Origin of the sequence: Methylobacterium sp. 37f (genome assembly GCF_023093475.1) — a bacterium.
GTDB lineage: Bacteria > Pseudomonadota > Alphaproteobacteria > Rhizobiales > Beijerinckiaceae > Methylobacterium.
On record NZ_JAGHKN010000005.1, the window covers coordinates 53,831 to 72,701 of the forward strand.

13 protein-coding genes are annotated in these 18,871 nt (G+C 66.7%); 6 read left to right on the top strand and 7 right to left on the bottom strand.

What is annotated here, in order from left to right; translation table 11 throughout:
• Positions 1–110: 110 nt before the first annotated feature.
• From J7U37_RS05020 to J7U37_RS05030, 3 genes are all read left to right on the top strand, one after another.
• Positions 111–779 (top strand): class II aldolase/adducin family protein, encoded by a 669-nt coding sequence (locus tag J7U37_RS05020; RefSeq protein ID WP_247635009.1) that lies wholly within the window; start codon positions 111–113, stop codon positions 777–779.
• 588 nt (positions 780–1,367) lie between these two features.
• Entirely contained in the window at positions 1,368–1,862 is a 495-nt protein-coding gene (locus J7U37_RS05025) for a MucR family transcriptional regulator (RefSeq protein WP_247635077.1), read from the top strand.
• Between the two features lie 346 nt (positions 1,863–2,208).
• Entirely contained in the window at positions 2,209–3,066 is an 858-nt protein-coding gene (locus tag J7U37_RS05030; RefSeq protein ID WP_247635010.1) for a restriction endonuclease, read from the top strand.
• On the opposite strand, the gene zwf is transcribed toward J7U37_RS05030, so the two are convergent.
• The 5 genes from zwf to J7U37_RS05055 all read right to left on the bottom strand — a co-directional run bounded on the left by zwf (position 3,046) and on the right by J7U37_RS05055 (position 14,048).
• Positions 3,046–4,560, bottom strand: a complete 1,515-nt coding sequence (gene zwf, locus J7U37_RS05035) for a glucose-6-phosphate dehydrogenase (protein WP_247635011.1) — start codon at positions 4,558–4,560, stop codon at positions 3,046–3,048. The two genes, J7U37_RS05030 and zwf, sit on opposite strands and share 21 nt — an antisense overlap.
• Before the next feature lie 135 nt (positions 4,561–4,695).
• Positions 4,696–6,192 carry an efflux transporter outer membrane subunit gene (locus J7U37_RS05040; protein ID WP_056179192.1) on the bottom strand — a complete coding sequence of 499 codons (1,497 nt, stop codon included), beginning with the start codon at positions 6,190–6,192 and terminating at the stop codon, positions 4,696–4,698.
• The gene (locus tag J7U37_RS05045; protein WP_247635012.1) at positions 6,189–9,476 is read right to left on the bottom strand and encodes an efflux RND transporter permease subunit; all 3,288 of its coding nucleotides are present in this window, start codon (positions 9,474–9,476) and stop codon (positions 6,189–6,191) included. The genes J7U37_RS05040 and J7U37_RS05045 overlap by 4 nt, the downstream gene beginning before the upstream one ends.
• Complete coding sequence (locus J7U37_RS05050; RefSeq protein ID WP_247635013.1) at positions 9,473–12,598, bottom strand: MdtB/MuxB family multidrug efflux RND transporter permease subunit; 3,126 nt, start codon at positions 12,596–12,598, stop codon at positions 9,473–9,475. The genes J7U37_RS05045 and J7U37_RS05050 overlap by 4 nt, the downstream gene beginning before the upstream one ends.
• Before the next feature lie 4 nt (positions 12,599–12,602).
• Positions 12,603–14,048 (bottom strand): MdtA/MuxA family multidrug efflux RND transporter periplasmic adaptor subunit, encoded by a 1,446-nt coding sequence (locus J7U37_RS05055; RefSeq protein WP_056179186.1) that lies wholly within the window; start codon positions 14,046–14,048, stop codon positions 12,603–12,605.
• 762 nt (positions 14,049–14,810) lie between these two features.
• On the opposite strand from J7U37_RS05055, the gene J7U37_RS05060 reads away from it, so the two are divergent.
• From J7U37_RS05060 to J7U37_RS05070, 3 genes are all read left to right on the top strand, one after another.
• Positions 14,811–15,968, top strand: a complete 1,158-nt coding sequence (locus J7U37_RS05060; RefSeq protein ID WP_247635014.1) for an aminotransferase — start codon at positions 14,811–14,813, stop codon at positions 15,966–15,968.
• Positions 15,969–16,058: 90 nt separating this feature from the next.
• Positions 16,059–16,499 (top strand): DUF4112 domain-containing protein, encoded by a 441-nt coding sequence (locus tag J7U37_RS05065; RefSeq protein ID WP_056179180.1) that lies wholly within the window; start codon positions 16,059–16,061, stop codon positions 16,497–16,499.
• A gap of 37 nt (positions 16,500–16,536) precedes the next feature.
• On the top strand, positions 16,537–17,670 hold the full coding sequence (locus J7U37_RS05070) for an ABC transporter permease (protein WP_247635015.1): 1,134 nt from the start codon (positions 16,537–16,539) through the stop codon (positions 17,668–17,670).
• A gap of 17 nt (positions 17,671–17,687) precedes the next feature.
• Here J7U37_RS05070 and J7U37_RS05075 read toward each other — a convergent pair whose 3' ends face one another.
• Both J7U37_RS05075 and J7U37_RS05080 read right to left on the bottom strand, forming a co-directional pair.
• Positions 17,688–18,008 carry a hypothetical protein gene (locus J7U37_RS05075; protein WP_056179174.1) on the bottom strand — a complete coding sequence of 107 codons (321 nt, stop codon included), beginning with the start codon at positions 18,006–18,008 and terminating at the stop codon, positions 17,688–17,690.
• 94 nt (positions 18,009–18,102) lie between these two features.
• On the bottom strand, positions 18,103–18,762 hold the full coding sequence (locus tag J7U37_RS05080) for a transglutaminase-like cysteine peptidase (protein ID WP_247635016.1): 660 nt from the start codon (positions 18,760–18,762) through the stop codon (positions 18,103–18,105).
• Positions 18,763–18,871 lie beyond the last annotated feature (109 nt).

Here is an 18,871-nt window from a genome sequence, read left to right on the forward strand (position 1 = left end):
GGAGGACGCCACGGACCGGGCCGACCCGGCCTGGTGCCGGGCGCACCCGGCAGCCGGTGTTATAGACCGCCGGCGCCCGCACGGTAGGGCGTCCCATCCTGGAGATCCGCATGCCGACCCCCCTCCCCGAGTCCAACGACAACGCGGCGCGCGCCGGTCTCGTGTCCGCGATGCGCGACCTTCTCGCCCTCGGCTTAAGTCAGGGCACTTCCGGCAACATCTCCGTGCGGTCCGCCGATGGCTTCCTGGTCACGCCCTCCGGCATCCCCGCCGAGGTGCTGCAGCCGGAGCATATCGTGGCCATGACCTTCACCGGAGAAGCTTCGCCCGGCCTCGCGCCGTCGTCGGAATGGCGCTTCCATCGCGATATCCTGGTGGCGCGGCCGGAGATCAACGCCGTGGTCCATGCCCACCCGACCCATTGCACCGCTTTCGCGATGTGCGGGCAGGACATCCCGGCGGTTCATTACATGATCGCGGCAGCGGGCGGCCCGACGGTGCGATGCGCGCCCTATGCGCCTTATGGAACGGAAGCCCTGTCGGCCCTGGCTCTTGCCGCCCTGAAGGACCGGACAGCCTGCCTGCTGGCCAATCACGGCATGATCGCCATCGGACCTGACCTGAAGAAGACCCTCTGGCTCGCGGTCGAGATCGAGGCGCTGTGCCAGCAATACGCGATCGCCCTGCAGGTCGGGCGCCCGATCCTCCTCGAGGACGATGAGATCTGGCGGACCGTGGAACGGTTCAAGTCTTACGGACCGCGCAACTTAGAGTTATAAGGCCTAGACCTTACGGCCACCTGCAAGAGTATTCCAAACCTGCCGGTGCGGGCCCGATGACACCTACGTAGATTTTTCTTCGAGCGATGGATTCTCGCTGCCGGCGCATCGCGGCTTTTTCCGGCCGCGAGACCAACCATTTTGGGTCTGGATTTTGTATTCAAGGACTAATTTAGGCCATCCGGCGGGTTTTGCTCGATATCGGCTCTAAAGGTCCGTTTGCGGTCAGATCGAACCCCGCTTTTGATCTGTAACAGATCGCTATCAACGACCCCGTCAAAATTCGTTGCGAGCGAAATGCCCGCCCGTCAGAACCGTTCACAGCCCTCAACGGGCATCTGTGTAGTTCTGCAGAATTTTGGACCAATCCAGGCCGGTTTCTCAGAATGCATGCAGTTGGTGGTCTATTCCAGTTCACTAGCAAACGCCGCGGTCTATCCATGCGAGACCTAAACAGCCTCTTGCCTTTTTCTTTGCTTCATCATAGCTAGAAGCAAGTCACAACCATGACGCCCCTTGCCAAACCTCCCCGGCGGCAGCTTCCCACCGGGGTCCGCAACCTTCACAAGCGCATTGAGAGATCAGGTAATGAGTGCTGAGACGGAAATCCTGCCCGACTACATCGAACTTGCGGCAGACATCGTGTCTGCGTTCGTAAGCAACAACTCGGTTCCGATTGCGGACCTGCCGGCCCTGATCGCGTCTATTCACGCGACCCTCGGCAAGCTGAATCAGTCCGGCGTCGAAGAGAAGGTCGAGCCGCTGACCCCGGCCGTTTCGGTCAAGCGGTCCATCACCCCGGACTACATCGTCTGTCTGGAAGACGGTAAGAAGTTCAAGTCGCTGAAGCGCCATCTTCGGACGCGCTACGAGATGACGCCCGAGCAGTATCGCACCCGGTGGAGTCTCCCGAGCGACTATCCGATGGTTGCGCCGAACTATGCCGCCGCCCGTTCGGAACTGGCCAAGAACATGGGTCTGGGCCAGCAGCGCCGGAAGCAGGACAACGTCCTCGTCGACATCGAAGCCAAGTCCGCACCGCTCCCGCGCGGACGTCGTCCGCGCCTCGCCGCTCAGGCCTGAGCCGGATCGCAAGCGACCACGCCGGAAAGGCGCAGCGCAGAGGCCGGAGCATCACGCTCCCGCCTTTGCGGCGTTATCCACAGCGAGTGACCAATCGGGCGATGGAGCGTCCAGGCTCGCGTGAAATGTTGCTTTTCTCTTGGACCAGACCGATCTTCGAAGCAAAAGGGCACGCTCTGTACCTCATCGCCCTGTATTCGGGCACCGCATCTTCAGACGCCGGGACGGAATTCCTGGCGGCCAATCCGACTCCGTTAGAGAACGCGCAACCCGCGGCTGGCACGGTCCGGCTCGATGAGGCCGGCGGTCGGATGACCCCGGCGCCTTCGGGGGTTGAAACCACATCATGTCGGACCGATCGCGTCTCGTGGCGCGCCTGTTCTGGACTTCGGTCTTGGGAGGGGGCTTCGCCCTCTGGTTCGGCCAGCCCGGCGCCATCGGTGCGGGTCTCGCGCTCGTCGCGATCCTTCTCCACCATCTCGACCGTCCCCGGCGCATCCGTCGACTGATCCGGCGGATCGCGCGCGGGCACGCGCCGACGCTTGCCCTCCGCCGGCGGCAGGAATGCTTCGTCGATGCCTATGGCAATCTGATCAGCGATGGATGGGAGCGGGAACGCGCCTATTTCGCCGAGCGCACCATCGTGCCGCAGCTCGAAGCCCGCGGGCTCGGGGCGGCGATCGACGACCTCTGGAACGAAATCCTCGACATCATCGAGCGCGTCGCATCAGAGATTAACCTGCCCGACGAGAGTGAGGCGCCAGAAGACGGCATCGCTTACGAACGCTACTGCGCCGAACGACTGCGGGAGGCGGGCTGGGCCGCCCGCGCGACGCAGGCCAGCGGCGACCAGGGGGCCGACATCGTTGCCGAGCAGGCCGGCATCCGTCTGGTGGTCCAGTGCAAGCGCTATGGTCGGCCGGTGGGGAATGGCGCCGTGCAGGAAATCGCCGCGGCCCTGCATTACTGGTCCGGCGACATGGCGGCGGTGGTCTCCAATGCCGGGTTCACGCCAGCGGCGCGAAAGCTCGCCGCCGCCACCGGAGTCCTGCTCCTGCACCACGATGCCCTGACGGAGCTCCAACCGGGATCACCGGACAAGGGCCGGCCGGCCGGCAGGCAAGGCGCGGGCCGGCCGATCTCGACAGCATCCCGGGGCGCGAAACCATCGAAAGCGACGCGGTCATCCCTCGCCGAGCGGTAGCCACCGATGGCCCTGGGCGGCCAGTAACGCGGTCGCACCTTCCGGCCCGTCGCTGCCGGCGGAATAGAACTCCACGGGGGCATCGATCCAGGCCTTCAGCAACGGATCGACCACCGCCCAGGCCGCCTCGATGCTGTCGGCGCGCTGGAACAGCGTCGCATCGCCGATCAGGCAATCGTAGAGCAGCGTCTCGTAACCGACGCTCGGCGTTTCCTTGAAGAAGTCACCGTAGTCGAACGCAGCGGTGACCCGACCGAGATCGAGTCGCGGCCCGGGCCGCTTGGCGTTCATCACGATATCCATCCCCTGCTCGGGGTCGATCCGGAAGCGAAGCACATCCGGGGTCACGGGCGCATCGGGAGCCGCGAAGGGCGAGCGGGCCGGAGGCCGGAAGTGAAGTGCGATCTCGGTCACGCGGTCGGTCATCCGCTTGCCGGTGCGGAGATAGAACGGAACGTCCTTCCAGCGCGGATTGTCGATCGAAAGCTTCAGCGCGACGTAGGTCTCGGTCCGCGAATCCGCGGCGACGTTCGGTTCGTCGCGGTAGCCGGGCACGGCGTGCCCGTGCTCCCGACCGGCGCCGTACTGGCCTCGTACCGCCTGCGCGGGCTGAACCGGCTGCACCGCCTGGATCAGCCGGGCCTTCTCATCGCGGACATCCTCGGCATCGAGGGTCGCGGGGGGCTCCATCGCCACCATGCAGAGGAGCTGGAACAGGTGGTTCGGCACCATGTCGCGCAGCGCCCCGGTGGGCTCGTAGAAGGCACCGCGGGCCTCGACGCCGATGGTCTCCGCCGCAGTGATCTCGACATGGTCGATGTGGTCGCGGTGCCAGACCGGTCCGAGCAGACCGTTGGCGAAGCGGATCGCCAAGATGCTCTGCACCGTCTCCTTGCCGAGGAAGTGATCGATGCGAAAGAACTGGCTCTCCGTGCCGTGCTTCAGAATGCGCGCGTTGAGCGCTCGCGCCGAGTCGAGGTCGCTGCCAAACGGCTTCTCGATGACGACGCGGCGGAAGGCACCGGACTGTTCCTTGAGCAGGCCCGCCTCGCCCAGAGCATCGACGACCGGGCCGAAGAAGCGAGCCGAAACGGCGAGATAGAAGATCACGTTGCTGGACAGCGCACCCGCGAGGCTCGAAAAGGTCTCGGTGGCGGTGAAGTCGCCCTGGAGGAAGCTCAGTCGCTCGCGGACGAAGCCCCAGGCTCTCGGATCGATGCGTTCCGGATGGAATTCCGAGGTGCGGTCCGTGGTGAAGGACTGCATCGTCTCGGACAGATCCTTACGCCAGCCCTCGTCGGTGTTGGGGTTGTGGTCGACCCCGATGACCCGAAATCCCGGATCGAGCAGGCCTCCGGCGGCCAGATTGTACAGGGCCGGCATCAAAAGTCGCTTCGTGAGATCGCCGCCGGCTCCGAAGATCACCAGGGTGCAGGGCGGTGCCGCCGGAACGGCCTCTGGCTCGGGTGCATCGGCGGGGGGTATCTGGTCCATGGCCCACGGCCTCCACTCACGGTTGCCGGGCGGCGCGCCGGCAAAATCCGCTCGTCAACCTGCGGCATCGCGGCACGTTCCGGCCAAGGTCGTGACAGATCGCACAGGCTGCCACGGATCGCTTGGCACCGGCCCCTACTCGTCCATGCGGACGGCCTGCCCGGAATCTACCGGCAACCGGGCTTCCTTCAGTTCCTCGCCGGTCGGCAGGCTGCGCACGTCCCAGCCACCGCCCAGGGCGCGGATCAGCGAGACGGCGGTGGTGAAGCGGTTGAGCCGGATCTGGAGGGCCGTGACCTCGTTGTTGAGGGCGAGCGCCTGCGCGGTGACCACGGTGGTGAAGTTCTGCGTGCCGGCCCGGTACTCGTTGAGGGTGATCTCCACGGCGCGGCGGGCGGAGGCCAAGGCCTCGTCCTGGGCCACCTGCTGGCGGGCGAGGATCCGCACGCCGGCCAGTCCGTTCTCGACCTCCGAGAAGGCTGTCAGCACCGTCTGACGGTAATTCGCGACGCTGGCGTCGTAGGCCGCACGGGTGATGCGCAGGGCTGCCGCGCGCGCGCCTCCGTCGTAGAAGACCTCGGACCCGGCGGCCGCCACCGACCAGACCTGGTTTGCGGCCGAGAACAGACCGTTCGCCGGGTTGCCGGAGATGCCGCCCGAGGCCGACAGCGTCACGGTCGGATAGAACGCCGCCACGGCGACACCGATCTGCTCGCTCTGGGCCTGAACGTTGCGTTCCGCCTGGGCCACGTCCGGGCGCCGCTCGAGCAGCCCAGAGGGGATGCCGACCGGAACCCCGGGCGGACGCGCGGCCAGCGGCGCCACCGGGAGGCTGAGCTCCGACGGTGGCCGGCCGACCAGCAGCGCGATGGCGTGTTCGAAGGTGGCGCGCTGCAGACCAACGGCGATGGCCTGAGCCTGGGTGGTCTGCAGCTGGGTCTGCGCCGTGATCACGTCGGAGCGGGCTGCGACCCCGGCATTGTACTGGTTCTCGGTGATTGCGAGGCTTCTCTTGTAGCCCTCGATATTCTCGTTGAGCACGCGCTGGAGCGAATCCTGGTAGCGCAGCGTGAGATAGTTGGTGGCAAGCTCGGATTGCAGCGTCAGGCGCACGAGGGCGAGTTCGGCGGCGGTGGCCTGGGCGGTCGCGACCTCGCTCTCGATGTTGCGGCGGATGCGGCCGAACAGGTCGAGTTCCCAGCTCGCCTGCCCCTGGAGCGACACGTTGGTGCGCTCGATGCCGATGGTGCGGGACCGCGAGATGCTGGGGGCGCCGGTCACCGTGGGAAACAGCGCGGCGCGGGCCTGGGCAACGAAACCGCGTGCCTGCTCGTAGGCCGCCACCTGGGCCCGAAGACTCTGGTTGTCGACGTCGACGAGGCGGATCAACCGGTCGAGGGTGGGATCGCGAAACACCCGCCACCAGTCGCCGCGCTCGGCCCCGTCGTTGGGCGCGGCCGGGCGCCAGCCCTTGCGGCTCGCCACAGAGGCGGCACTGTCCTCGCGGGTGCCGCCCTGCTTGAACGCCAGCGGTGTCTCCACCGAGGGACGCGAATAGTCCGGCCCGACCATGCAGCCGGAGAGGAGTCCGGCGAGACCCAGCGTCGTCAAAAGTTCGGGGCGCAGCCTCATTCGGCCGGGCTCAGCGCGGTGCCGTCCGCCGGCGCGCGGCGGCGCAGCCGGTCGAGATACAGGTACACGACGGGGGTGGTGTAGAGGGTCAGGATCTGGCTCACGATCAGGCCGCCGACGATGGCGATGCCGAGGGGCCGGCGCAGTTCGGAGCCCTCCCCGCCGGCGAGGATGAGGGGCAATGCACCGAGCATCGCGGCGAGCGTTGTCATCATGATCGGGCGGAAGCGCAAGAGGCAGGCCTCGAAGATCGCATCCTGCGGGGAGGCTCCGTGCGTACGCTCGGCATCGAGGGCGAAGTCGATCATCATGATCGCGTTCTTCTTGACGATGCCGATGAGCAGGAAGACCGCGATCAGCGCGATGACGGTGAATTCGGTGCCGGAGACGAGAAGTGCCAGCAGAGCACCGATGCCGGCCGAGGGCAGCGTCGACAGGATCGTGATGGGGTGGATGAAGCTCTCGTAGAGGATTCCGAGAATCGTATAGACCGCCAGCAGCGCGGCCAGGATCAGCAAGGGCTGGCGTGAGGACGATTCCTGGAAGCTCTTGGCCGAGCCTGCGAACTCGCCGTGGATGGTGGCAGGCAGGCGCAGATCGGTGATCGCCTGCTCGATGGCGGCGGTGGCATCGGACAGGCTCTTGCCGGGCACGAGATTGAACGAGACCGTGGTAGCGACGAACAGGCCCTGGTGGCTCACCTGCACAGGCGCGTTGCCGGTCTCCAGGCGGGCGAAGGCCGAGAGCGGAATCATGGTCTCCTTGGCGCTCGAGACCGGCGCGCTCGACGAGGCGCCGCCCTTGCCGCCCGCGATGGCGTTGGCGGCCGCGTTCCGGGCGGAGTCGGTCGCGATGCTGGCGGCCGTCGCATCGGCCGTCGCCGCCGTGCCCGCGGAGGCCGGGCCACCCGCCACCGTGCCCGCCACCGCGTTGGTGGTGGCCGAACCCCGGGCCTTGCCGCCCGAAGTCGAGACGTAAAGCATCTTCAGGGTGTCGGGGCTCTGGAGGTAGCGCGGCGCGATCTCCATCACGACGTGATATTGATTGAGAGGATTGTAGATCGTCGAGACCTGACGCTGGCCGAAGGCGTCGTAGAGCGTGTTGTCGATCTTGTCCGGAGTCAGGCCGTAGCGGAAAGCCGTGGCCCGATCGATGACGAGGCGGCTTTCGAGACCGCCCTCCTGCTGGTCCGAGGTGACGTCCCCGAAGATCGGGTTCTTCTGCAGCGCCTGAACCAGCTTCGGCGCAGCGGCATAAAGCTCTTCCGCCGTGTCGCCCTGAAGGGTGTACTGGTATTGGGCGAAGCTCTGGCGGCCGCCCATGCGCAGATCCTGGCGCGGAAACAGGTAGAGCCGGGCGCCGGCGACGCGAGACAGCTTCGGGCGCAGGCGCGCCATCACGGCGGTGATCGAATCGCGCTCGCCCCGGGGCTTGAGGCCCACGAAGACGTTGGCCGAGTTGGTGCCGCGCCCGCCGGTGAAGCCCACGACGCTGTCGACCGCCGGGTCGGCCTGCACGATGGCGGTCGCCTGCTCCAGCTTCTGCTTCATCGATTGAAACGAGATGCGCTGGTCGGCTTGGATGCCGCCCATCATCTGTCCCGTATCCTGCTCGGGGAAGAAGCCCTTCGGCACGATGATGTAGAGGTAGACGTTCAGGCCCACGGTCGCGAGCAGCGAGAGGGCCACCAGACGACGATGGCGCAGGGCGATGCGCAGGGTGCGTTCGTAGCCCCCCAGCATCCCGTCGAATCCGGCCTCCAGGACGCGCACGAACCCGTTCGGCCGCACGGCCTGATGAGGTGCCTCGCGCCGCAGCAGCAGCGCGCACATCATCGGCGTGGTGGTGAGCGAGAGCACCAGCGAGATGAGGATCGCCAGCGACAGCGTGACGGCGAATTCCTGGAACAGGCGCCCGACGATGCCGCCCATCAGCAGAATCGGCAGGAACACCGCGATGAGCGACAGGCTCATGGAGATAACGGTGAAGCCGACTTCGCGTGAGCCGAGAAGGGCCGCCTCGACCCGGGGCTTGCCCTTCTCGATGTGGCGCTGGATGTTCTCCAGGACCACGATGGCGTCGTCGACCACGAAACCCGTGGCGATGATCAGCGCCATCAGCGACAGGATGTTGAGGCTGTAATCGAGCAGGTACATCGCCGAGTAGGTGCCGACGATGGAGATCGGTACCGCCACCGCCGGGATCAGCGTGGCGCGGCCCGAGCGCAGGAACAGGAACACCACGAAGACGACGAGGACGACCGCGATCAGCAGCGTCTCCTCGGTCTCGGCCAGGGAGGCCCGGATGGTGGCGCTGCGGTCGCCCGTGACCATGAGGTCGATGTCGCCCGGAAGCGCCGCCTTCACCTGCGGGATCGCGGCCTTCAGCCCCTTGATCGTGTCGACGACGTTGGAGCCCGGCTGCTTGTAGATGAACAGGATCACGCCCGGCTTGCCATTGACGAGGCCGAGGTTGCGCCGGTCCTCCACCGAGTCCTCGATCTGGCCGACATCGGTGAGACGCACGGCGGCGCCGTTGCGATAGGCGACGACGAGATCCCGGTAGTCGGCCGCCACCCGGCCCTGGTCGTTGGCATAGAGCTGGTAGTGACGCGTCTCGGTCTCGATGGCGCCCTTCGGCGAATTCGCGTTGGCGGATGCGAGCGCCGCGCGGATGCCCTCGAGTCCGATCCCGTAATTGAACAAAGCCGTCGGATCGAGCTCGACCCGCACCGCCGGGAGCGAGGAGCCTCCGATGTCGACGTTCCCGACCCCGGGAAGCTGGGACATCTTCTGCTGCACCACCGTGGCGGCGGAATCGTAGAGTTGCCCCGGCGTCAGGGTATCGGAGGTCAGGCCCAGGATCAGGATCGGCGCGTCGGCCGGGTTGAATTTCCGATAGGTGGGATTCGACCGGAGCGCCGTCGGCAGATCGGCCCGGGCGGCGTTGATCGCCGCCTGGACGTCCCGGGCCGCGCCGTCGATGTCGCGGTTGAGCCCGAACATCAGGACGAGGCGGACCGAACCCAGCGAACTCGTCGAGGTCATCTCGGTGACGTCCGCGATGGCGCCGAGGCGGCGTTCCAGGGGCGCCGCCACGGTGGTTGCCATGGTCTCGGGCGAAGCGCCGGCCATCTGCGCCTGGACCAGGATGACGGGAAAATCCACCTGCGGCAGCGGCGCCACCGGCAGCTTCAGGAAGGCGAAGATGCCGGCGAGCAGCACGCCGATGGTCAGCAGCGTGGTGGCGACCGGCCGCCGGATGAACGGCTCGGAGACGTTCACGGCAGCGCCTCGACGCTGTCGGCCCCGCCGGCGCGGCGGCCGGACAGGCGGCGCTCCAGGCGATCGAAGGCGAGGTAGATCACCGGCGTGGTGAACAGGGTCAGCACCTGGCTGACGATGAGGCCACCGGCGATGACGATACCGAGTGGCTGGCGCAGTTCCGAGCCGACGCCGGTGCCGACGATCAGCGGCACCGCCGCGAACAGGGCCGCCAGCGTGGTCATCAGGATCGGCCGGAAGCGCAGAATGCAGGCCTCGTAGATCGCGTCGCGCGGACTCATGCCTTCCTCGCGCTCCGCCTGGAGCGCGAAGTCGATCATCATGATGGCGTTCTTCTTCACGATGCCGATGAGGAGCACGATGCCGATGATCGCGATGATGTCGAGGGAGAGCCCGAACAGCATCAGCCCGATCAGCGCCCCGATCCCGGCCGAGGGCAGCGTCGACAGGATGGTGATCGGGTGGATGAAGCTCTCGTAGAGCACGCCGAGCACGATATAGACGGTCACGATGGCGGCCAGCACCAGGAAGAGCTGGTTCGAGAGCGCCGACTGGAAGGCGAAGACCGAGCCCTGCGGTACGACGCGGAAGCTCGGCGGCAGGTCGATCGACTGACGGGCCGCCTCCACCGCCGTGACCGCGTCGCCGAGGGCTGCTCCGGGGGCGAGGTTGAACGACACCGTGGTGGCGGGGAACTGGCCGAGATGGCTGATCAGCAAGGGGGCCCGCCGTTCGCTCACCCGCGCCACCGCCGAGAGCGGGACCTGGCCTGCGGCCACGGTCGAGGACGGCAGGTAGATGTGGTCCAGGCTCTCGATGGTCTTGTGCAAGTCGGGATCGGCTTCGAGGATGACCCGGTACTGGTTCGACTGGGTGAAGATGGTCGAGATGATGCGCTGGCCGAAGGCGTCGTAGAGGGCGTTGTCGACGGTGGCCGGGGTGATGCCGTAGCGGCCGGCGGTGGGGCGGTCGATGGTGATGTAGGCCGCCAGCCCGCTCGCCTGCAGGTCGCTTGCCACGTCCATCAGCAGCGGGGAGGCCTGCAGCGCCCGCACGAAGCGCGGGACCCAGGTCTCGAACTCGGTCAGGTTTGGGTTCTCCAGGATGACCTGGTACTGCGTCGCCCCGACCGCCGTGTCGATGGTGAGGTCCTGCACCGATTGCAGGTAGAGGCGGATGCCCGCGACATTGGTTGTGGCTGCCTTGAGCCGCTCGATGATCTCGGGCGCGCGGGCGATGCGCTGATCCTGCGGCTTCAGGTTGATCAGGAAGCGTCCGGAATTCAGGGTCACGTTCTGGCCGTCGACTCCGATGAAGGAGGACAGGCTCTGCACATCCGGGTCTTTCAGCACGATGGCGGCGAGCTTCTGCTGGCGCTCGGCCATCGCCGCGTAGGAGACGGTCTGGTCGGCCTGGGTCACGCCCTGGATGACGCCGGTATCCTGCACCGGGAAAAACCCCTTGGGGATCACAACGAACAGGTAGGCGGTGAGCGCTATCGTACCGAGGGTGACGATCAGCGTCAGCGTCTGGTGGCGCAGCACCACCCGCAGCATGCGGCCATAGCCTGCGATGATTTCGTCCATGAAGCGGCGCGCGCTGCGCGCGATGAGTCCCTCGTGACGGTCCTGGACACCGGGCACATGCGCCTTCAGCAGGCGCGCGCACAGCATCGGCACGAGGGTGAGCGAGACCACCGCCGAGATGATGATGGTGGCGGCCAGCGTGATGGCGAATTCATGGAACAGGCGCCCGACCACATCGCCCATGAACAGGAGCGGGATCAGCACGGCGATCAGCGAGACCGTGAGCGAGATGATGGTGAAGCCGATCTCGCGGCTGCCCTTGAGCGCCGCCTCCAAGGGCGAGTCGCCCTCCTCCACGTGGCGGGCGATGTTCTCGATCACCACGATGGCGTCGTCGACGACGAAGCCGGTGGCGATGGTGAGAGCCATCAGCGACAGGTTGTCGAGGGAGAAGCCGTAGAGATCCATCACCGCCAGGGAGCCGATCAGGGAGAGCGGCACCGACAGGCTCGGGATCAGGGTCGCCGAAACGCTGCGCAGGAAGAGGAAGATCACCAGCACCACGAGGCCGATGGCCAGCGCCAGTTCCACCTGGACGTCGTGGACCGAGGCACGGATGGTGGTGGTGCGGTCGGTAAGCACGGTGACGCCGATGGCGGCCGGCAGAGTCGCCTGAAGCTGGGGCAGCAGCGCCTTGATCTTGTCGACGGTACTGATGACGTTGGCGCCGGGCTGGCGCTGAATGTTCAGGATGACTGCGGGCGTCTCGTCCATCCAGGCACCGAGCTTGGTGTTCTCGGGACCGTTGACCACGTCGGCGACGTCCGAGAGCCGGACCGGTGCGCCGTTCTTGTAGGCGATGATCGCATCGTCATAGGCCTTCGGGTCGCGAATCTGGTCGTTGGCGTTGATGGAATAGGACTGTGTCGGCCCGTCGATGGTCCCCTTGGGGGTGTTGACGTTGAGGTTGGTGACCGTGGTGCGCAGGTCGTCGATGTTGAGGCCATAGGCCGCCAGGGCGCGAGCGTTGAAGCGGATGCGTACGGCGGGGCGCTGCCCACCGCCGGTGCTGACGAGGCCGACGCCGGCCACCTGAGAGATCTTCTGGGCCAGTCGCGTCTCGGCCAGATCGCGCACTTCCGTGAGCGGCAGGGTCTTTGAGGTGAGCGCCAGGGTCAGGATCGGTGCGTCGGCCGGGTTGACCTTGGCGTAGATCGGGGGCGCCGGCAGGTCGGAGGGCAGCAGGTTGCCGGCCGCATTGATCGCGGCCTGGACCTGCTGCTCGGCGATGTCGAGGGCGAGATCCAGGCTGAACTGCAGGGTGATGACGGAGGCGCCGGCCGAACTCTGCGACGTCATCTGGTTGAGGTTGGCGAGCTGTCCGAACTGCCGCTCCAGGGGGGCCGTCACCGCCGAGGTCATCACCTCCGGGCTCGCGCCCGGATAGAAGGTCTGGATCTGGATCGTCGGGTAATCGACCGACGGCAGCGCCGAGACCGGCAGGTTCAAATACGACACCATGCCGACCAGCAGGATCGCCAGCATGAACAGCGTGGTGGCGACGGGCCGCAGAATGAAGAGGCGGGACGGATTCATCGGCTCATTGGGCCTCGGCCGGACGTTGCCGGCGGCGCTCGCGTTTCTGGCCTTCGGGCGCGACGGCATCCGCCTTGACAGCATCGGGCTTGGCGCCCTCCGTCACCGGCGCGGCGGCCGGCATCGCGGCCCCATCGGCGGTCGGGCGATTGCCAGGCGCGCCGGTCCGAGTCTTGCCGGCCTCCTCGGTGATGCGCACGGGGGCGTTGTCACGCAGACGATCGGTGCCGTCGACGACCACGCGGTCGCCGACGCTCAAGCCCTCGGTGACCACCGTCCGCGGGCCGTCCGCCTCGCCGAGCTTGACCGGGCGGACCACCACCTTGTCGTCCCCCTGCAGCAGGTAGACGTAGGTGCCCGGGGTGCCGCGCAGGATCGCCGCGGTCGGAACGATGGGCGCGTCGCGCACGGTATCGACCACGAGCTTGGCGTTGACGAACTGATTGGGGAACAGCGCGTCGTCCTGATTCTCGAAGATCGCCCGCAGCTTCACCGTGCCGGTGGTGGTATCGATCTGGTTGTCCACGGTGTCGAGGACACCGGTGGCGATGATGTTGGTGTCACCCCGGTCGTAGGCCGTGACGGCGAGCTTGGCGCCGGAGCGCACGCGGCGCATCACCCGCGCGACGTCGTCCTCCGGCAGGGTGAAGACCACCGAGATCGGATGGAGCTGCGTCACCACCACGATGCTGGTCGAGGCAGCCGTGATGTAGTTGCCCTGATCGATCTGGCGCAGGCCGACGCGTCCCTCCACCGGCGAGACGATGCGGGTGTAGGTGATATTGAGCTTCTGCTGGTCGACGAGGGCTTGGTCGGCCGCCACCGTACCCTCGTTCTGCTTGACGAGGGCGCCTTGCGTGTCGACGTTCTGTTTCGAGATCGAATCCTGTTGAGAGAGCCGCTGGAAGCGGGCGAGATCGAGTTTGGAATTCTGCAGCAGCGCCTGATCCCGCATCAGTTGGCCCTGGTACTGGGCGAGCTGAGCCTCGTAGGGGCGCGAATCGATCTGGGCGAGGAAATCGCCCTTCTTGACGGTCTGACCCTCGCGAAAGCCGATCTCCGTGAGATAGCCGCTGATCTGCGAGCGCACCGTGACGGTGGCGAGCGGCGTCACGGTGCCGAGGCCCGCCAGCACGATCGGGACGTCGCCGGGCGCGACCGTAGCAATGCCGACCGCCTGGGGCGGCTCTGCGTGGCCGCCGCGTCCACCCGAACCCTTGCCGCGCCCGGGCGCGGTAGCGACCTGAGTTTCCGACTTCGGAGCGAGGTAGAAGCGATATCCGGCATAGCCGGCGCCTGCCAGGATCAGGAGCAGGATGAACCAGAAGCGAGCCCGGCTGCGGCGCCCGACGGGCGGTTCAACGGGCGTCTCCCGCGGGCGCGCGTCGCCAGGCAGCGTTCCCGGGTACTCGCGCGCTGTCTCGGTGCGGATGGGCGAGGTTTCGTTCATGGCGTGACGATCATGGCCTGACGATCATGGCGTGTTGCAGCCGGCGTTGCGAGCGGGAGATTCGGCGGCCTCTCACGAGACACGCGGATTCGACCACCAGTCCATTCGGAACCGCCGGCCCGCTCGTGCGGAGACAGCAACCACGGATGCTCCGGGTCGATGTCAGACAAGACCGGCGCGCGCCCCGGCCCAGAATCGGGCAACGTCGCACCCGGCTCGCACCACGGGCCGGTGCGGGACGTCTTCCGAGCAGGGATACGGAATTCGTTGCCCCGGCCGGTCCCACGTCATCATGGCAGTCGCGACACGGCATGGGACGGGTTCTAGTAGACCAATACGACGCCAGTACGGCCTTCGCGTTTCCACGATATTGCTGGCGCGCCGGTCTTCAACGAGGGCCCGCAACGGGCGATCGAACATCCGGCGGGCGAGAAGACGGGCGGGTTGGCAATTCCCCGCAAGGCGAGTCTCAAGTCGACACGAAAGAGGCCGTCGCTGGGGTGAGCGACGGCCTCTTCTCGTAACGGACCGGAGCGGCAACGACACAAGCCCGGAACGAGGGGGCGAAGTCCCGTGCTGGCGATCGCCGCTCCAGCCGTGAACCGAAACCTAAGTGATGGGTGATGAAAGTCAACAATCGTCAGGTAGCGTTGAGCAGACCGGCGGGGAAGGCGTGCGAAGACGCACATTTCGTCCGGATGGACGAGCGTGCTACGCCTCCGGCTTCCGCGTCATTCCCGTTGTCTTCGAACCCAGCGTCTCATGAATCCCGTCCTTGCCGATCTGCCGACGACGATCTTCACGGTCATGTCGGGCCTCGCCCGGGACCTGAACGCGATCAATCTCGGCCAGGGCTTTCCCGACGACCCCGGCCCGGAGGATGTCCGCCGGAGAGCGGCCGAGGCGGTTCTGCACGGTGACAACCAGTATCCGCCGATGATGGGCCTGCCCGAGTTGCGCCGGGCGATCGCGACCCATTACGCGCATCACCAGGACCTCGACCTCGACCCGATGTCCGAGGTGATGGTGACCTCGGGTGCCACCGAGGCGATCGCAGCATCGCTGTTCGCCCTGATTGCGCCGGGCGACGAGGTGGTGCTGTTCGCTCCCCTCTATGACGCCTACCTGCCGCTGGTGCGCCGGGCCGGCGGAATCGCCCGGATCGTGCCGCTGCAGCCGCCGCATTTCCGGCTCGATGCGGCGGCCCTCGCGGAGGCCTTTTCGGACCGGACGAAGCTCGTCATCCTCAACAATCCGCTCAATCCCAGCGCGACGATCTTCGGGCGCGAGGATCTGGCGCTGCTCGCATCCTTCTGCACCCGGCACGACGTGATCGCGGTCTGCGACGAGGTCTGGGAGCACATCGTCTTCGACGGAGCGCGCCATATCCCCCTGATGGCGCTTCCCGGCATGCGCGACCGGACCATCAAGATCGGCTCGGCCGGCAAGATCTTCGGCCTCACGGGCTGGAAGGTCGGCTTCGTGATGGCGGCCGCCCCCCTCCTGCGCGTCGTCGCCAATGCCCACCAGTTCCTTACCTTCACGACACCTCCGGCACTGCAGACGGCGGTGGCCTACGGCCTCTCCAAGGAGGACGCTTCCTTCGCGGCGATGCGCGCCCGCTTCGCGCGCTCCCGCGATCGCCTGACGGCAGGCTTGAGCGAACGCGGATTTCGTGTCCTGCCCTCCCACGGCACCTATTTCCTCAATGTGGACCTCGCGCCGCTCGGCTGCGACGACGACGTCGCGTTCTGCGACACGCTGGTACGCCAGCACGGTGTCGCCGCGATCCCGATCAGCGCGTTCTATCCCGATGCCTCGGTGCGCCATCTCGTCCGGCTGTGTTTCGCCAAAGCCGACGATGTCCTGGACCGGGCCCTCGACCGGCTCTCGGCCGTCGCGCGGCCTGCAGCCCGATGAAACGGTTCGTGCAGACGGCGCTTGCGGGCGTGCGACGCCGGGGCCACATCACCGTTCATGACAACGCCGCGCATCGCCCGGAGCCCGACCATGGACTTCACTCAGACCGCCGGTGCCACGACCCGCTTTCGCGCCAAGGCGGACGATCGGGAGGCGACGCTGCTGCGCCTGGAGGCGTTCGCGCACCTGATGGATTCCGCCTTCGTGATCCCGGGCCTCAATCGGCGTGTGGGCATCGACGCCCTGGTCGGACTGGTTCCCGTGGTCGGCGATGTGGCAGGAATGCTGCTGGCCTCCTACATCGTGGTGGAAGCGCGTCGCCTCGGGGCCCCGCGCTGGCTAATCGCCCGGATGGCGCTGAACATCGCGGCCGATGGAGCGCTCGGAGCGGTGCCCCTGGCCGGAGACCTGTTCGACGCGGCCTTCAAGGCCAATCGCCGCAACGTCCGCCTGCTGCGCCGCCATCTCGAGCGCCATGGCGGTCTGCGCCCGAACGAGATCGAGGGCACGGCGACGCGCATCGACGGCTGAGCGGCCTCTCGGTGAGCGGCAGCAAACGGGGCGCCCGATGAACGAGGTCGCGCGACCCGAGAGGGCTCAGGCCGTCGCCCTGCCGCTGCCGCCCCGCGGTCTGTCGCCGCTTAATCGGCGACGGCTCGCCAATTTCCGACGCAATCGGCTTGGCTACTGGTCCTTCCTGATTTTCTCCGCCCTGTTCGTCACCAGCTTGTTCGCCGAGTTCATCGCGAACGATCGCCCTTTGGTGGTTTCCTACAAGGGCGAGATCCTGTTCCCGGTCCTGATCGACTATCCGGACGAGAAGTTCGGGGGGTTCTATGCCCGCCCGAACTACCGCTCGGCCGAGACCCGCAAGGAGATCGCCGATCACGGCTGGGCGATCTGGCCCCCGATCCCCTATTCCTACGACACCATCATCGACGGCTTGCCGACCCCCTCCCCGTCGCCGCCGACCTGGATGCTGATGGAGGCCCAGTGCCAGAATGTCGGGAAGTCGTGCTCCGAACTCGAGACGCACTGGCTCGGCACCGACAACACCACCCGCGACGTGCTGGCCCGCATCATCTACGGCTTTCGCATCTCGGTGCTGTTCGGGCTGATCCTGGCCCTGATCTCCTCGGCGATCGGCGTCGTTGCGGGAGCGGTCCAAGGTTATTTCGGCGGCTGGGTTGATCTGGCGCTGCAACGGTTCATCGAGGTGTGGAGCGGAATTCCGACCCTTTATCTGATCATCATCATCTCGGCCTTCATCGAGCCGGGCTTCTTCATCCTGCTGGGTATCCTGCTGCTGTTCTCGTGGGTGTCCCTCGTGGGCGTCGTGCGCGCGGAATTCCTGCGAGCCCGCAACTTCGAGTACGTCCGCGCCGCACGGGCCCTCGGGCTGTCGAACATCCGCATCATGAGCCGGCACCTGCTGCCCAACGCGATGGTGGCGACGCTGACCTTCCTGCCCTTCATCCTCAACGGATCGATCGGGACGCTGACGTCGCTCGACTTCCTCGGCTTCGGTCTCCCCCCTGGATCGGCGTCGCTCGGAGAGTTGCTGGCGCAGGGCAAGGACAACATACAGGCGCCCTGGCTCGGCCTGACCGGCTTCTTCGTCGTGGCGGTGATGCTGAGCCTGCTGGTGTTCGCCGGCGAGGCCGTGCGGGATGCCTTCGACCCGCGGAAATCTTTCCGCTGAGCTCTGCGCGTGGGCCGTCAGAGCGGGCGCTGGCGTCCGCCGTCGAGAAGCCAGTCCTTGGCGCGCAGGAGCAGGGCCGGGCGGACGCGGGCGACGTCGTCACCGTCGACCAACGGTGAGACCGACAGAGCGGCGAGATAGGCCTGCTCGCTTTGTCGGCAGGTCCGCAGCGCAGCATCCGCCGCGATGATGCGGCTGGCGATCGCGGCCTGGAGGGCAAAGTTTCGCTGCAGGCACGAACGCCACGCGGCATGGCGATCGGGCACGGCCGCACCATCCTGCGCCACGGCGGACGACATCATCAGGAGAAGCAGGAGCGCGGTGGGGCGGATCGTCATGAGGCGGGGCTTCCCGAACGGGCGCACCCTCGCGTGACCAAGCTTAACCGCGAGTTAAAGGATCGCGTTGTCCACAATCCCGAACCGGGACCACTCAGCGGTTGGCGGTGGTGACTGGCGACATGGCCCGACCGAGGGACACCCAGGCGACGGTATCTTGGCTCTCACGCTTGATGAAGGTGTAGCCGGTCTGGCGCCAGGGCAGGATCGCACTCGTCTTGTTGTCGAGAATGATGTCGCCCCGGTCGGTGATGAGGGTGAGCACGGCGTGGCCCTCGCCCTTCTCGTCGATGACCACGGTCATCCGCATGGCGCGGCGCGGTAGGCCCATCTCGGCCAGGAGCTTGCGCTTGAGGAGTTGAAAATCCTCGCAGTCGCCGGAGCCGTCCTCGGCTAGGTCCCACCGGTCGGCGACATGGAGGTGATCCATGTCAGTGACGGCCACCAGAGACTTGTTCACCCGGCGGTTGACCGCGACGATGGCGCTCCAGACCGCCGCCGTCAGGGTGATCTGGGTCGGCTCGGCGGTGTTCACGGAGCATTCGCTGGCATAGGTCGCGCAGAAATCGACCCAGGCGGCGATGGGACGGGTCTGGACACCGGCGCTGATGGCGCTCGGAACGGTCGGCAGCGAAGCCAGGGTCTGCGCACCGGCGCCGGAGCCGGCGAGCAGGCCGGCCAACAGGGTGGCGGCGCCGATGGCAGCACGGCGGACCGTCCGGGCCGAGAAACGCTGGGAAAACCCGTACCGCATGACCGCCCTTGGCCTCGTTAAGCTTCTGTTAACGAATGTCCCACGGCCGGCGTTGCACGACAATCGGCGGGTTAAGAAAAGGTTAACGGTGTGGATGATGGGGGTAACG

Bases quoted from the DNA above. Each gene is read 5' to 3' on its own strand.
- J7U37_RS05020 (WP_247635009.1), top strand. From the start codon at position 111: ATGCCGACCCCCCTCCCCGAGTCCAACGACAACGCGGCGCGCGCCGGT.
- J7U37_RS05025 (WP_247635077.1), top strand. From the start codon at position 1,368: ATGAGTGCTGAGACGGAAATCCTGCCCGACTACATCGAACTTGCGGCA.
- J7U37_RS05030 (WP_247635010.1), top strand. From the start codon at position 2,209: ATGTCGGACCGATCGCGTCTCGTGGCGCGCCTGTTCTGGACTTCGGTC.
- zwf (WP_247635011.1), bottom strand. From the start codon at position 4,560: ATGGACCAGATACCCCCCGCCGATGCACCCGAGCCAGAGGCCGTTCCG.
- J7U37_RS05040 (WP_056179192.1), bottom strand. From the start codon at position 6,192: ATGAGGCTGCGCCCCGAACTTTTGACGACGCTGGGTCTCGCCGGACTC.
- J7U37_RS05050 (WP_247635013.1), bottom strand. From the start codon at position 12,598: ATGAATCCGTCCCGCCTCTTCATTCTGCGGCCCGTCGCCACCACGCTG.
- J7U37_RS05055 (WP_056179186.1), bottom strand. From the start codon at position 14,048: ATGAACGAAACCTCGCCCATCCGCACCGAGACAGCGCGCGAGTACCCG.
- J7U37_RS05060 (WP_247635014.1), top strand. From the start codon at position 14,811: ATGAATCCCGTCCTTGCCGATCTGCCGACGACGATCTTCACGGTCATG.
- J7U37_RS05065 (WP_056179180.1), top strand. From the start codon at position 16,059: ATGGACTTCACTCAGACCGCCGGTGCCACGACCCGCTTTCGCGCCAAG.
- J7U37_RS05070 (WP_247635015.1), top strand. From the start codon at position 16,537: ATGAACGAGGTCGCGCGACCCGAGAGGGCTCAGGCCGTCGCCCTGCCG.
- J7U37_RS05075 (WP_056179174.1), bottom strand. From the start codon at position 18,008: ATGACGATCCGCCCCACCGCGCTCCTGCTTCTCCTGATGATGTCGTCC.
- J7U37_RS05080 (WP_247635016.1), bottom strand. From the start codon at position 18,762: ATGCGGTACGGGTTTTCCCAGCGTTTCTCGGCCCGGACGGTCCGCCGT.